The following is a 13,652-nucleotide window of genomic DNA, read 5'->3' on the forward strand; positions in this document are numbered from 1 at the left end:
GATCGATGTGGGAGCCAGCTTTGCTGGCGAAGCGGGATCACCGCAGGCCTCAGGTCCGGAGGTGGCGCCGTTCGCCAGCAAGGCTGGCTCCTACAGGTTCAGACCACCTGCGCCGGCTGAACTTCAGCCGTACTCTCAGGCGGCGATGATCGTCGGGGGCAAGCGCGTCATGGGCAATGCACTGGCTCTGCCCCAACCATCGCCCCTGGCGTACGAAACACAACACCACCAATCCCGGCAACGCCACGCTATCCCGACGTAGCCGCACCGGCTGCCAGCCTCGAGCCCGGCAATACAGCCGCCAGCCTCGCGCGTCACGACGCAGGCCGGTGATGGCTTCAGGATGAGTCAGCAAGATACGACGGGGGATGACCCAGCAGGCGTGGGCAAGGCAGGCAATCAGCAACAATCCGCTCAGCCAGACGGGTACCGCAACAACGATAAGCGTGATGATCGCCAGCGCCAGGCTGGCGAGATAGGCCGCCAGCAGGCGACCAGAGCCCTGCCAACGGCACTCGAAGCGGTCACTTGGGTTGGACACGATCCAGGATGATGCGGACCATGCGCTGCAGCTCCGGGTCTTCCGATTCGCTGCGCTCCATGAACCAGCCGAACATGTCCTGGTCTTCGCAGGTCAGCAGCCGACGGTACAGCGCGCGGTCATCTTCGCTCAGGCTCGGGTAGACTTCCTGGGTGAAGGGGACCAGCAGCACGTCCAATTCCAGCATGCCGCGGCGGCTGTGCCAGAAAAGCCGGTTGAGTTCAGTTTGTTCGACCATGGGGCCCTCCTCGAATGGTCGCGCAGTATACCGCGCAGCGGACAAAGCGACACAGGGCGTTGGTCTAGTCACCTACCTATTTTGTTACTGGCGTTCTATGATGGCCGCCAGTCTTTAGCTACCGCGATGACCATGGCCGATTCCGTTTTCTTCTGTACGCTCCCGCACGAAAGCATCCTCGCAGTCCGCGGCTCCGACGCCGGCAAGTTCCTGCAAGGCCAACTGACCTGCAACATCAACTACCTCAGCGATGACCACGCGGGCCTCGGCGCGCGATGCATGGTCAAGGGCCGCATGCAGTCGAGCTTCCGCATTCTTCCCGAAGGCGATGGCTACCTGCTGGCCATGGCCAGCGAACTGCTCGAGCCACAACTGGCCGACCTAAAGAAGTACGCGGTCTTCTCCAAGGCCACCCTGGCCGACGAAAGCGCAGCCTGGGTGCGCTTTGGCCTGCAACAGGGGAGCAGCGCGCTTCAGGCGCTGGGCCTGGCGGTTCCTGTTGAAGCCGGTGCGACCGTTCGCCATCAAGGCCTGATCGCCGTGACCGCCTCCAGCGATCGTGTGGAACTGTGGGTGCCCGCCGACCAGGCCGCCAACGTTCGCGAGAAACTCGCGGCACTGCTGCCCGAGGGCACCCTCAACGACTGGCTGCTAGGCCAGGTGCGCGCGGGCATCGGCCAGGTCATGGGCCCCACCCGCGAACTGTTCATCCCACAGATGATCAACCTGCAGGCGGTCGATGGCGTGAGCTTCAAGAAAGGTTGCTACACCGGCCAGGAAATCGTCGCGCGCATGCAGTACCTGGGCAAGCTCAAGCGTCGCCAGTACCGCCTTGCGCTCGACGAGACAGCGGTACCCGCGCCGGGCGCCGAGATCTTCTCGCCCACCCACGGCTCGTCGGTCGGCGAGGTGGTGATTGGTGCCAGCACCGGCAACGCCGTCGAACTGCTGGCCGTGCTCAGCGCCGACGCGGTGGCCGATGACAACTTGCACCTGGGCAGCCTGGAAGGCCCACGCCTGACGCTGCTCGACCTGCCTTACGAACTGGACCGCGACCGGGAAATCCAGCGCTGACCAGCCCGCCCCGTCGATTTGGCGGGGCCGCACCACCTTTGCGGTAGAGAAGTCCATGAACAAGCTGGCCGAGATGGTCCAAGCGCAATTGCTCGCAGCCATCGACAACGACGACCTGGTGCTGCCGACGCTTCCGGAAGTCGCCCTGAGCATCCGCGAAGCCGCCGAAGACAGCGAGATCAGCGTGTCCGCCCTGAGCAAGGTGATCGGCCGCGACGCCGCGCTGTCGGCGCGCCTGATCAAGGTGGTCAACAGCCCGCTGCTGCGCGCCGCCGTCGAAGTCACCGACCTGCACACCGCCATCACCCGCCTGGGTATCAACTACAGCTGCAACCTGGCCATCGGCCTGGTGATCGAGCAGATCTTCCATGCCCGTTCGCCGGCGGTCGAGCAGAAGCTGCGGGATATCTGGGCCAACAGCCTGGAAGTGGCGGGCATCAGCTATGAACTGTGCCGGCGCTACACGCAACTGAAGCCCGACCAGGCCACCCTCGGCGGCCTGGTGCACCAGATCGGCGCGCTGCCCGTGCTCATTTATGCCGAAGAGCACAACGAGCTGATTTCCGACCCGGTGTGCTTGCACTACGTGATCGAACAGATCCAACCAGCGCTGGGCGACAAGATCCTCAGTGCCTGGGAGTTCCCCGAGCAACTGGTCAAGCTGCCCAGCGAGATCCAGGACCTGGACCGGCGCACCGACACCCTGGACTACATCGACGTGGTGCAGATCGCCCGCTGCATCAGCCAGCGCGGGCGCAGCCGGCCGCTGGCCGCCCTGCCCGCCTATCGGCACCTGGGGCTGCCGTTCGGTACCGAACTGGATATGGAAGAACTGCTGGATGCGCGCAGCATGTTGCGTTGACCGGTCGGCCGGCCAGCCGGCCCTGTAGGAGCGGCTTTAGCCGCGATGCTGGCGTCGCGGTTGATCGCGACTGAAGCCGCTCCTACAGAGATCGCAGCGTCAATCGGCGATGAAACTCACCCGCACTTTCAACCCGCCTCGTTTCCCGTCATGCAGACTGATCTGCGCCAGGTGCGCCCGGCAGATCTCGCCGACGATGGCCAGCCCTAGACCACTGCCCTGTGCACTGCGCCGATAAAAGCGCTCGAACACCCGCTCACGCTCCCCTTCGGGAATCCCCGGCCCATCGTCCTCGACTTCGAGCACGGCTGGCGCCAGCACCCGCAGGATCACGTCACCGCCTGGCGGCGTGTGGGCCAGGGCGTTGTCCACCAGGTTGCTGAGCAGTTCGTTGAGCAAGGTCGGCTCGCCTTTGAGCCATACCGGTGCCTCGGCCTCAAGTGCCAGGGACACACCACGGGCATGGGCCAATGGCGCCATGGCCATGCCCAGCTCCCGGGCCAGCTGGCTCAGGTCCAGGCGTTGGGCGCCACCCTCGGCGATCGCCCGCGCGCCGTTTTCAACCCGCGCCAAAGACAGCAGTTGGTTGGCCAGGTGGGTCAGGCGATCGGTACCCTGGGCGGCGGCCTCCAGCGTCTTGCGCCATTCGTCGGGCTCGTTCGAGCGCAGGCCCAGCTCGACCCGGGCCTTGAGTGCCGCCAGCGGTGTGCGCAGCTCATGGGCGGCGTCGGCGATGAACTGCGCCTGGCGCTCGAACTGCCCACGCAGGCGCTCGGTGAAATGGTTGAGCGCGCGCACCAGTGGACCCAGTTCGCGTTGCACCTGCACCACCGGCAGCGCACGCAGATCATCCGGCTGGCGCTCCTCCACCGCCCCCCGCAGCCGCTCCAGCGGGCTTAACGCCGCGCTGACCGCGAACCACACCATCACCAGCGCCCCCAACGCCAGCATGCCCAGGCGCAGCAAGGTGTCGGCCATCAGGCCACGGGCCATGCGCACCCGCGCCTCTTCGGTCTCGGCCACGCGGATCTCGGCCATGCCGTTCATGTTCGGCTCGCTCACTGGCTTGAGCAGGCTGACCACGCGCACGTCCTGGCCGAGGTAGGTGGCATTGTAGAAACGCGCCAGGGCCGGGTAATCGTCGGTGCGCGGCGTGCCCGGGGGCGGCGCGGGCAGGTTCTCGTAGCCGGAGATCAGCTTCTGGTGGATGTCCAGCACCTGGTAGTAGATGCGCCCGGCGCTGTCATAGGCGAAGGTGTCCAGGGCCACGTAGGGCACGTCGGCACTTAGGGTGCCGTCGCGTTGCGACAGGCCGGCGGCGATGGTCCGCGCCGAGGCCAGCAAGGTCCGGTCATAGGCGGTGTCGGCAGCCTCCCGACCATTCCAGTAGGCGCTCAGGCCGCTGGCCAGCATCAGCACCACCAGCAACAACGCCAGGTTGCCCAGCAGGCGCCCGCGCAGGCTGACGTTGTCACGCATCGCGATGCTCGAGCAGGTAGCCCAGGCCGCGGAAGGTGACGATAGCCACCGGGTGGCCGTCGAGCTTCTTGCGCAGGCGGTGGATGTAGATCTCGATGGCGTCGGGGCTGGCCTCCTCGTCCAGGCCGAACACCTGGGCGGCCAGCTGCTCCTTGCTCATCACCCGCCCGGGCCGGGCGATCAACGCCTCAAGCACGCTCTGTTCGCGTTGAGTCAAGGTCAGCGGCTCATCGACCAGGGTGAAGCGGCGGGTGTCGAGGTCGTAGACCAACGGCCCGCAGCGCTGCTGGCGCTCGCCGCCGAGCACGCTGCGGCGCAGCAGTGCCTTGACCCGCGCTTCCAGTTCGGTCAGTTCGAAGGGCTTGGCCAAGTAGTCGTCGGCGCCCAGGTTCAGGCCGTGAACCCGATCCTTCACATCGCTGCGCGCGGTGAGCATCAGCACCGGCAGGGTCTTGCCACGCCCGCGCAGGCGCGCCAGCACCTCGAAGCCATCCAGGCGCGGCAGGCCGACATCGAGCACAGCCACGGCGTAGTCCTCGCTGGCCAAGGCCAGGTCGGCGGCCACGCCGTCATGCAGCACATCCACGGTCAGGCCTTGGCTCTTCAGAGCCTGGGCCACGCTTTCAGCCAGTTGCAGGTGGTCTTCGACCAGCAGCACACGCATCGGATTCTCCCAGCTCGGGTGGGTCGGTTGGCGCGGAGTGTACCGCCGTGACGAGGCCTGTGAAGCCCTCGCAAGAAACCTTTCACGCTGAAAGGTTAGCGAAAGGTTGGTTACCTAGCATCGCACCACGGTCGCCCCGCGCGCCGCAAAAAGCACCAGCAAGGTGCAATACATAAGAACAATAAAGTGGAGTCACCGACGATGCTGTCCATGCAGCCGCAGGCGTTCGCGCCTACCCGTTCGTTCGCCGCCCGCCCGTCCGCCCTCGCCAGCGCCTTCGCCCTGGCCGGTGTCGCGCCCCTGAGCCAGGCCGCCTTCTTCGAAGACAGCACGGCCACCTTCGAAACCCGCAACATGTACTTCAACCGCGACTTCCGCGACGGCACCAGCGCGCAGCAATCCAAGCGCGACGAATGGGCCCAGGGTTTCATGCTCAACTTCGAGTCCGGCTACACCGAAGGCACGGTGGGCTTCGGCCTGGACGCGCTGGGCATGGTCGGGGTCAAGCTCGACTCCAGCAAGGACCGCACGGGCACCGGCCTGCTGCCCACCCACGACGACGGCAAAGCGGCCGACGAGTACTCCAAGCTGGGGCTCACCGGCAAGGTGAAGGTGTCGAAGACCGAACTGAAGATCGGCACCCTGATCCCCGAACTGCCCACGCTGCAGCCCAACGACGGGCGCATCCTGCCGCAGACTTTCGAAGGCGGCCTGCTCACCTCGAACGAGATCAAGGGCCTGACTTTCACCGGCGGGCGCGTGGACAAGGCCAAGGACCGCGACGACACCAACTGGGAAGACCTGGCGCTCAACAACAAGAACGGCCGCTTCGGTGGCAGCTTCAGCGCCGACAACCTCGACCTGGGCGGCGTCGACTACAAATTCACCGACCGCATCACCGGCAGCTACCACTTCGCCCAGCTCGAAGACATCTACCGCCAGCACTTCATCGGTATGGTCGCCACCCAGCCCTGGGGCCCGGGCACCTTCGGCGCCGACCTGCGCCTGGCCGTCAGCGACGACGCAGGCTCGAAAAAGGCCGGGCGCATCGACAACACCACTTTCAACGGCATGCTCAGCTATGGCCTGGGCGGCCACAAGGTCAGCGCCGCCTGGCAGCAACTGTCCGGCGACAGCGCCTTCCCCTACGTCGATGGCGCCGACCCGTACCTGGTCAACTTCGTCCAGATCAACGACTTCGCCGGCGCCGACGAACGCTCCTGGCAGGTGCGCTACGACTACAACTTCGCCGCCTTGGGTATCCCCGGGCTGACCTTCATGACCCGCTACATCAACGGCGACAACGTCAGCCGCGCCGATGGCAGCGAGGGCAAGGAATGGGAGCGCAACACCGAGTTCAAGTACGTGGTACAAAGCGGCCCGTTGAAAAACGTCGCCGTGCGCCTGCGCAACGCCACCTTCCGCTCCAACTTCACCCGCGACGCGGACGAAGTGCGGCTGCTGGTGAGCTACAGCGTGGCGCTGTGGTAATAGCGGTAACCCATAACAACAATGCTCATGGAGTTAGACGATGACTTTTTCACTGCGCCGCCTCGCCCTCGCCACCGGTTGCCTGCTGCTCGCCGGCAACGCCCTGGCCGCTGAACCGAAACGCCCCGAATGCATCGCCCCGGCCTCGCCCGGTGGCGGTTTCGACCTGACCTGCAAGCTGGTGCAAAGCGCCTTGGTCAACGAGAAAATCCTCAGCAAACCCATGCGCGTGACCTACATGCCCGGCGGTGTCGGCGCGGTGGCCTACAACGCCGTGGTCGCCCAGCGCCCAGCCGACGCCGGCACGCTGGTGGCCTGGTCCAGCGGCTCGCTGCTGAACCTGGCCCAGGGCAAGTTCGGCCGCTTCGACGAGAACGCCGTGAAATGGCTGGCGGCGGTGGGTACCAGCTACGGTGCCATCGCGGTGAAAAGCGACTCGCCCTACAAGACCCTCGATGACTTGGTCGCGGCCCTGAAAAAAGACCCGAGCAAGGTGGTGATCGGCTCAGGTGGCACCGTGGGCAGCCAGGACTGGATGCAGACCGCGCTGATCGCCAAAGCCGCCGGTATCAACCCGCGCGACCTGCGCTACGTGGCCCTGGAGGGCGGCGGCGAAATCGCAACGGCGCTGCTGGGTGGCCATATCCAGGTGGGCTCCACCGACATCTCCGACTCCATGCCGCATATCCAGAGCGGCAACATGCGCATCCTCGCGGTGTTCTCCGAAAACCGCCTGGACGAACCGGAGATGAAAGACATCCCCACCGCCAAGGAGCAAGGCTACGACATCGTCTGGCCGGTGGTGCGCGGTTTCTACCTCGGGCCGAAGGTCAGCGACGAGGACTACGCCTGGTGGAAGGCCTCGTTCGACAAGCTGCTGGCCTCGGAGGACTTCGCCAAGCTGCGTGACCAGCGCGAGCTGTTCCCGTTCGCCATGACCGGCGAGGAGCTGGACGGCTATGTGAAGAAGCAGGTGGCGGACTACAAGGCACTGGCCCGTGAGTTCGGGCTGATCCAGTAAGCCACCCGGTCCCTGTAGGAGCGGATTCATCCGCGATGGTGGTTGGCACCCGCTGCGCGGGTGATCGCGGCTGAAGCCGCTCCTACAACGATCGCGTCGTTCTCTCGACCGAGGATTCTTGCATGATCCTGCAACGCATTTTCGCCCTGGCCCTGCTGGCGCTGTGCGCCGTGCTGGCCGTGATGGCCTGGCCCTACCAGGCCGCCTTCTCCTACGAACCGGTGGGCCCGCGCGCTTACCCACTGCTGATGCTCGGCCTGATGAGCCTGGGCCTGTTGTACCTGGCCATCCGCCCCACGCCCATCGTGCGCAAGGACGACGAACCCGAGCTGGACCGCGAGACGCTGATCAAGATCAGCGCCTGCGTCGGCTTGCTGATCGTCTTCGCCAGCACCTTCGAAACCCTGGGCTTCATCCTCAGCGCCACGCTGGTCGGGGTGCCCATGGCCCGCCTGTACGGCGGCCGCTGGCGGCACAGCGCCCTGGTGGTGGTCGGCATGAGCCTGTTCCTCTACTGGCTGTTCGACCGCGTGATGGACGTGCCCCTGCCCCTCGGCCTGCTCGACGTACTGGAGAACTGACACATGGATACCTTGAGCTACCTCGGCCAGGGCTTCGGCGTCGCCCTGAGCCCCTACAACCTGGTCACCGCCCTGACCGGCACCCTGATCGGCACCGTGGTCGGCCTGCTGCCGGGCCTTGGCCCGATCAACGGCGTGGCGCTGCTGATCCCCATCGCCTTCGCCCTCGGTTTGCCGCCGGAGTCGGCGCTGATCCTGCTGGCCGCCGTGTACCTGGGCTGCGAATACGGCGGGCGCATCAGCTCGATCCTGCTGAACATTCCCGGCGAAGCCTCCACCGTGATGACCACCCTCGACGGCTACCCCATGGCCCGCCAAGGCCTGGCCGGCGTGGCCCTGTCGCTGTCGGCCTGGAGTTCGTTCATCGGCGCCCTGATCGCCACCTGCGGCATGGTGTTGTTCGCCCCGCTGCTGGCCAAATGGGCGATCGCCTTCGGCCCGGCGGAGTACTTCGTGCTGATGGTGTTCGCCATCGTCGCCCTGGGCGGCATGGCCGGCGACAAGCCGTTGAAGACCTTCATCGCCGCGCTGATCGGCCTGTTCCTGTCGGCGGTGGGCATCGACGCCAACAGCGGCGTGTACCGCTTTACCGGCGACAGCGTGCACCTGGCCGACGGTATCCAGTTCGTCGTGCTGGTGCTGGGGCTGTTCTCCATCAGCGAGATCCTGCTGCTGCTGGAAAAGACCCACCACGGCCATATCGCGGTCAAGGCCACCGGGCGCATGCTGTTCAACTTCAAGGAAGCGGCGGCGGTGTTCTTCGTCAACATCCGCTGCGGCCTGCTCGGCTTCTTCATGGGCGTGCTGCCCGGGGCCGGCGCGACCTTGGCCAGCGCCGTGGCCTACATGACCGAAAAGCGCCTGGCCGGCGACAAGGGCACGTTCGGCAAGGGCGATGCCCGTGGCCTGGCCGCCCCGGAAACCGCCATCGGCGCCTCCTGCTGCGGCGCCCTGGTGCCGATGCTGACCTTGGGCGTGCCAGGCTCGGGCACCACCGCGGTGATGATCGGCGCGCTGACCCTGTACAACATCACGCCCGGCCCGCTGCTGTTCGAACAGCAACCGGACATCGTCTGGGGCCTGATCGCCTCGTTGTTCATCGCCAACATCATGCTGGTGATCCTGAACATCCCGATGATCCGCATCTTCACCCGCATCCTCGCCGTGCCGAACTGGGCGCTGGTGCCGGTGATCGCGATCATTACCGCGATTGGCGTGTATGCCGTGCATGCCACCACCTTCGACCTGTTCCTGATGGTGGGTATCGGCATCATGGGCTACATCCTGCGCAAGCTGGACTTCCCGCTGTCGCCGATCCTGCTCGGGTTCATCCTCGGTGGGCTGATGGAGCAGAACCTGCGCCGCGCGCTGTCGATCTCCAACGGCGAGCTGGGCATCCTCTGGTCGAGCCCGATCAGCATGGGTGTGTGGGTGCTGGTGGTCTGCATGCTGAGCCTGCCGCTGCTGCGCAGCTGGCGCAAACGCGTTCAGCAGCGCCGGGCCATGGCCGATGCCTGACCGGTCGTTGCCGCTGTTCTGGGCCACGGGGCTGGTCGGCCTTGCGGGCGGTTATGCCGCCAGCAAGGTCGGCTGGCCCTTGCCGTGGATGGTCGGTTCGCTGCTGGCGATCATCCTGGTGCGCTGCCTGACCCCCTGGCAGCTTAGCGAGATCCCCAACGGCCGCAAGTGCGGCCAGTGGATCATCGGTATCGGCATCGGCCTGCACTTCACCCCGGCGGTGATCGAGCAGGTCGCCGAGCACTTCGTGCTGATCTTCTTCGGTGCACTGTTCACCACGCTGTCCAGCGTGATCAGCGTGTGGTTGCTGCGGCGCACCGGCGAGGACCGCGCCACGGCGTTCTTCGCCAGCATGCCGGGCGGTTCGGGAGAGATGGTCAACCTGGGCGCGCGCAATGGCGCGGTGCTCAGCCAGGTGGCGGCGGCGCAGAGCCTGCGGGTGTTGGCGGTGGTGCTGTGCGTGCCGGCGCTGTTCAAGCTGCTGCTGGGCGATGGCGTACCGCTGAATCATGCGGGCAGTGTCAGTTGGGGCTGGCTAGCGTTGATCGCGCCACTTGGCGTTGGCGTGGCGCTGATCTGGCAACGCCTGCGCCAACCCAACCCATGGCTGTTCGGGCCGTTGCTGGTGGCGGCCACGGTGAGCCTTGCCGGCAATCTGCAGATCGGCCTGCCCAACGGCGCAAGCCAGATCGGCCAATGGCTGATCGGCAGCGGCCTGGCCTGCCACTTCAACCGGGCGTTCTTCCGCCGCGCGCCGTCGTTTCTCGGGCGCACCCTGCTGGCCACGGGGTTGTGCATGCTGATCGCCGCAGGGGCGGCGTGGGCGTTGAGCCTGCTGACGCACCTGGACCTGCGCTCGCTGACCTTGGGGATGATGCCGGGTGGTATCGCGGAGATGAGCCTGACGGCGGAGACGCTGCAACTGTCGGTGCCGTTGGTGACGGCGTTGCAGGTGATGCGATTGTTGTTCGTGCTGTTTCTGGCGGAGCCGTTGTTTCGGCGTTGGAATGCGGGCGGAGCGTGAGACTCATGGGGGCTCTCGCCGCTGTCGCAACTGGCATTTTTGCCAGTTTCATCCGCTCCCCGAGTGACGTTGAATTAACGCCACAAGCACACTCCAGGAGCCGTCGATGTCCATGATAAACGTGACCAACCTCCCAACACTCGAGTGGTTGTTCGAATGCCGTAGATTCACACGGCCATCCTTGTTGCTTATTCGATCCGACAGTTGTCCGCCCTGTGTCGAACTGCATCCTCAAGTCGAGGCGCTGGCCAAGGAGCGGTCAAGGGAGTTCAACTTCTACGAGTTCAATGTCGAACACTGTACGGCCCCAGAGCTGGATGCCAGGTTGACCTTGTTGTTCCAGCGCTGGGGCGTGAAATACCTGCCATCACAGGTATTCCTCGCCACCGGCCAGCATCCAGCAATCATCAGCACCCGGCGCCTGGACGTGATCGAACGCAGGTTGCACCTGCTTGCACGCCCAGGCCTCGAGCCCAATCAGAAGTCGTAACGCACGCCCACGTTCACGCCATAAGGCTGTTCGATGTTCTTGCCATTGCTGTACTCAACGTCGGCATGCACACGGAACTGCTTGGACAGCGCCAGCGACACCCCGGCACCCAGCTCGGCACGCGAACCAGACAGGTCATTGTTGAACACGTTGTCGTTGACCTGTACCTGGTTGCGCTGGGCGAACTCGTGGGCAAAGGCACCCTTCACGTAAGGCTGCACCATGGCCCCGCCATCGAGCGGGATGGTCTTGCCGACGGTGGTACCCACTTTGCCCAGCAACGACTTGGCCATGTCGCCTTCGGCGCGCAGGCCGTTGTCGAAGGTGTAGTCCTTGCCGGCGACGGCAGCGGTGGCCACCTGCACGAAGGGCTCGATGAAGTAGCCATCGTTGAGTTTGATGTGCTTGCCCGCCTCCACCGACGCGCTCACACCGTGGGTGTCGTAGTCGCCCTTGCTGCGGGTGTGGTCGCTCAAGCCGACCTTGGCGTTGTTCTGATAGCGGTTGTACTTGAGCACGGTGTCGACGTAGAAGCCGGTCTCGCGGTCCAGCCAGGTGGCGTAGCCGCCCACGTAGTAGCTGTCGACGGTACCGGAGGTGCCATGGTCGAGGTTCAGGTCCGAACGGCTGCTACCGGCCAGCACGCCCAGCAACCAATCGCTGTCGGCCAGTTGCATGTCGGCGCCCAGGCTCAGGCCGCGCTGGTTCTGCTGGTAACCCGCGCCCAGGGAGGCGCCGCTGACGTTGTACTGGTTGCCGTAGGCACGCATCCATACACCGGCGTTGCGCCCTTCGCTGTAGCGCAACTCGCCCATGCGGCTGCGCAGCGAGCTGAGTTCGCCGTAGGCCACGGTGATCGGCGTGTTGAACAGCGCCATGGCGGCCATGGTGATCGGTGCGACGGTGCGGGTTTCGCGGTTCAGCACCCAGTCGTTGCCGTCCTGCGCCAGCTCATAGGAGTACGCCCCCACATCCACTCGCTCGCGATCATTGAGCAGGTGGAATTGCGCACCACCGTCGGCGGTCTGGACCAGGCGCAGCGACTCGACGCTCGCCTCCTGGCCGCTGCTGCCCACCAGCAGCCCGTGATTGCCCTCGGACGTACCGGTGACGATCAATTGGTCGCCGGCCCCGGTGGCGAAATCGCTGGCCATCACGAAAGTGCCATTACCGGAGAGGTTGGTCACGGTCAGGTCGTAAAAGGCAGCGTCATTGCCGAACGTAACCCGACCACCATTCAGGGCCAGGTCGCCCACGTTGCTATTGCCGGTCAACGTCCAGTTGGCATCGCTGGCGATATTCGCCTGGGCGACATTGCTCAGTCGGCCTTCAAGCTGCGATCCGCTTTCCATGTTCAGTTGGGCGCGCGCGCCGGGTGTCGCGGTCATATCCCCTGTCATCCGCGAACCTTCAGTCATGGTCAGCGAAACCGAACCTTGGTCCTGCGCGACGACGTTGCCCGAAAGTGAGGACTGGTGCAGGCTCAAGGTCGCAGACCCGGCACCCGACACCCCTACATCCCCGACCATCCGCGAATCGTCGCCCATGGTCAGTGACACCGTGCCTTGGTCCTGCGCGATGACGTTGCCCGAAAGTGAGGACTGTCGCAGTCCCAAGGTCGCAGCCCCAGCATCCGACACCCGTGCATCCCCGACCATCCGCGAATCGTCGCTCATGGTCAGTGACACCGTGCCTTGGTCCTGCACGACAACGTTGCCCGAAAGCGCTGAATGCTGCAGCCCCAGGGTCGCAGCCCCGGCACCCACCACCAGGACATCACCGTTCATCGAAGAGTCGATTGCTGTCATTGAAGCATTGGCGGTCTCGCCAACGCGCACTGCCGTGCCACTATCGGATGTGATGCTGGTGCCGTTACGCAAGACGATATTGGCATCGCCACGGGTGACGACATCAATGCCCGGGCCTGCGCTGCTGGTGACGGTACTGCCGTCCAGCACAAGTTGCGGTGCGAAGGGGCGCGCCAGCTCGGTGGACAACTGCACACCAGCACTCTGCCCGCTGATTTGGGTACGGGTTACCTCTGCGCTACCGCTGAGCAGGCGCATGCCGATGCCGGTGGCGTTGGTCGCCAGAATCCGCGAGTCAGCCACCTGCAGCCTGCCATCCGCATTCACCTGCACACCTACCGTTCCACCCTGCAGCGTACTGTTGCTGACAGTCGCGGTAGAACCCGCACCGGTTCCGGAATGGCCAAGCACCAGTGCGAATGTGGTGGCACTGGTAATGCTGCCATTGTTTATCTGCGCCTGGCTGTCTACCAGTTGAATAGCGATACCGTTGGCCTGCGTGGTCCCACTAAGTATCTCGAGGAGGGAGTTTTGCCGTACCAGGATGTTCTGGGTCTGGGCCCCGTCGACGGTAAGGTGGGACTGATTGTTCAGGGTGTAAAAATCCAATGGTGTCGCGGCGGTAATCGTCAGATCCTGATTATTCAACACCAGTGCAAGGGCAGGTTGACTCAGCAACCCCAGCGACAATAGGCCGGCGAAGCGCAATGAAGAAAACCCAGGGGTGAAAGCAATTCTGACGCGATGATCCTTATGCATTTGACATTAACCTTTGAGCCGAAATACGAAGGGTGTGAAAGCCCGTTTGGAATCGGGTGGCGATGCTAGAAGGCGTCAAGAGGCATGGATGTAGGAAAATAC

Annotated in this window: 13 protein-coding genes; 8 read left to right on the forward strand and 5 right to left on the reverse strand. The window is 64.8% G+C overall.

What is annotated here, in order from left to right:
• Positions 1–49: 49 nt before the first annotated feature.
• Both IM733_RS13525 and IM733_RS13530 read right to left on the reverse strand, forming a co-directional pair.
• Positions 50–541: a protein YgfX gene (locus tag IM733_RS13525; protein ID WP_248917144.1), complete on the reverse strand. Its 492-nt coding sequence runs from the start codon at positions 539–541 to the stop codon at positions 50–52.
• Complete coding sequence (locus IM733_RS13530) at positions 525–779, reverse strand: succinate dehydrogenase assembly factor 2 (protein WP_011535357.1); 255 nt, start codon at positions 777–779, stop codon at positions 525–527. Before IM733_RS13530 ends, IM733_RS13525 begins: the two co-directional genes overlap by 17 nt.
• A 132-nt stretch (positions 780–911) precedes the next feature.
• On the opposite strand from IM733_RS13530, the gene IM733_RS13535 reads away from it, so the two are divergent.
• Positions 912–1,853 carry a YgfZ/GcvT domain-containing protein gene (locus IM733_RS13535; RefSeq protein ID WP_248917145.1) on the forward strand — a complete coding sequence of 314 codons (942 nt, stop codon included), beginning with the start codon at positions 912–914 and terminating at the stop codon, positions 1,851–1,853.
• Between the two features lie 55 nt (positions 1,854–1,908).
• Entirely contained in the window at positions 1,909–2,715 is an 807-nt protein-coding gene (locus IM733_RS13540; protein ID WP_240065077.1) for an HDOD domain-containing protein, read from the forward strand.
• Between the two features lie 99 nt (positions 2,716–2,814).
• Here the strand turns inward: IM733_RS13540 and IM733_RS13545 are convergent, their stop codons facing one another.
• Both IM733_RS13545 and IM733_RS13550 read right to left on the reverse strand, forming a co-directional pair.
• On the reverse strand, positions 2,815–4,194 hold the full coding sequence (locus tag IM733_RS13545; RefSeq protein ID WP_248917146.1) for a sensor histidine kinase: 1,380 nt from the start codon (positions 4,192–4,194) through the stop codon (positions 2,815–2,817).
• On the reverse strand, positions 4,187–4,858 hold the full coding sequence (locus IM733_RS13550) for a response regulator (protein ID WP_240065075.1): 672 nt from the start codon (positions 4,856–4,858) through the stop codon (positions 4,187–4,189). Before IM733_RS13550 ends, IM733_RS13545 begins: the two co-directional genes overlap by 8 nt.
• 201 nt (positions 4,859–5,059) lie before the next feature.
• Between IM733_RS13550 and IM733_RS13555 the strand changes: the two genes are divergently transcribed.
• From IM733_RS13555 to IM733_RS13580, 6 genes are all read left to right on the forward strand, one after another.
• Positions 5,060–6,349, forward strand: coding sequence for an OprD family porin (locus IM733_RS13555; protein WP_248917147.1), 1,290 nt, complete (start codon positions 5,060–5,062; stop codon positions 6,347–6,349).
• Positions 6,350–6,389: 40 nt separating this feature from the next.
• Entirely contained in the window at positions 6,390–7,370 is a 981-nt protein-coding gene (locus IM733_RS13560) for a Bug family tripartite tricarboxylate transporter substrate binding protein (RefSeq protein ID WP_248917148.1), read from the forward strand.
• A gap of 122 nt (positions 7,371–7,492) precedes the next feature.
• Positions 7,493–7,951 carry a tripartite tricarboxylate transporter TctB family protein gene (locus IM733_RS13565; protein ID WP_248917149.1) on the forward strand — a complete coding sequence of 153 codons (459 nt, stop codon included), beginning with the start codon at positions 7,493–7,495 and terminating at the stop codon, positions 7,949–7,951.
• 3 nt (positions 7,952–7,954) lie between these two features.
• On the forward strand, positions 7,955–9,469 hold the full coding sequence (locus tag IM733_RS13570; RefSeq protein ID WP_248917150.1) for a tripartite tricarboxylate transporter permease: 1,515 nt from the start codon (positions 7,955–7,957) through the stop codon (positions 9,467–9,469).
• On the forward strand, positions 9,462–10,493 hold the full coding sequence (locus IM733_RS13575; protein ID WP_248917151.1) for an AbrB family transcriptional regulator: 1,032 nt from the start codon (positions 9,462–9,464) through the stop codon (positions 10,491–10,493). The genes IM733_RS13570 and IM733_RS13575 overlap by 8 nt, the downstream gene beginning before the upstream one ends.
• Positions 10,494–10,677: 184 nt before the next feature.
• Positions 10,678–10,983, forward strand: a complete 306-nt coding sequence (locus tag IM733_RS13580; protein ID WP_248917152.1) for a thioredoxin family protein — start codon at positions 10,678–10,680, stop codon at positions 10,981–10,983.
• Here the strand turns inward: IM733_RS13580 and IM733_RS13585 are convergent.
• The gene (locus IM733_RS13585; protein ID WP_248917153.1) at positions 10,971–13,550 is read right to left on the reverse strand and encodes an autotransporter outer membrane beta-barrel domain-containing protein; all 2,580 of its coding nucleotides are present in this window, start codon (positions 13,548–13,550) and stop codon (positions 10,971–10,973) included. The genes IM733_RS13580 and IM733_RS13585 overlap by 13 nt on opposite strands.
• Positions 13,551–13,652 lie beyond the last annotated feature (102 nt).

Source organism: Pseudomonas entomophila (genome assembly GCF_023277925.1).
GTDB lineage: Bacteria > Pseudomonadota > Gammaproteobacteria > Pseudomonadales > Pseudomonadaceae > Aquipseudomonas > Aquipseudomonas entomophila_D.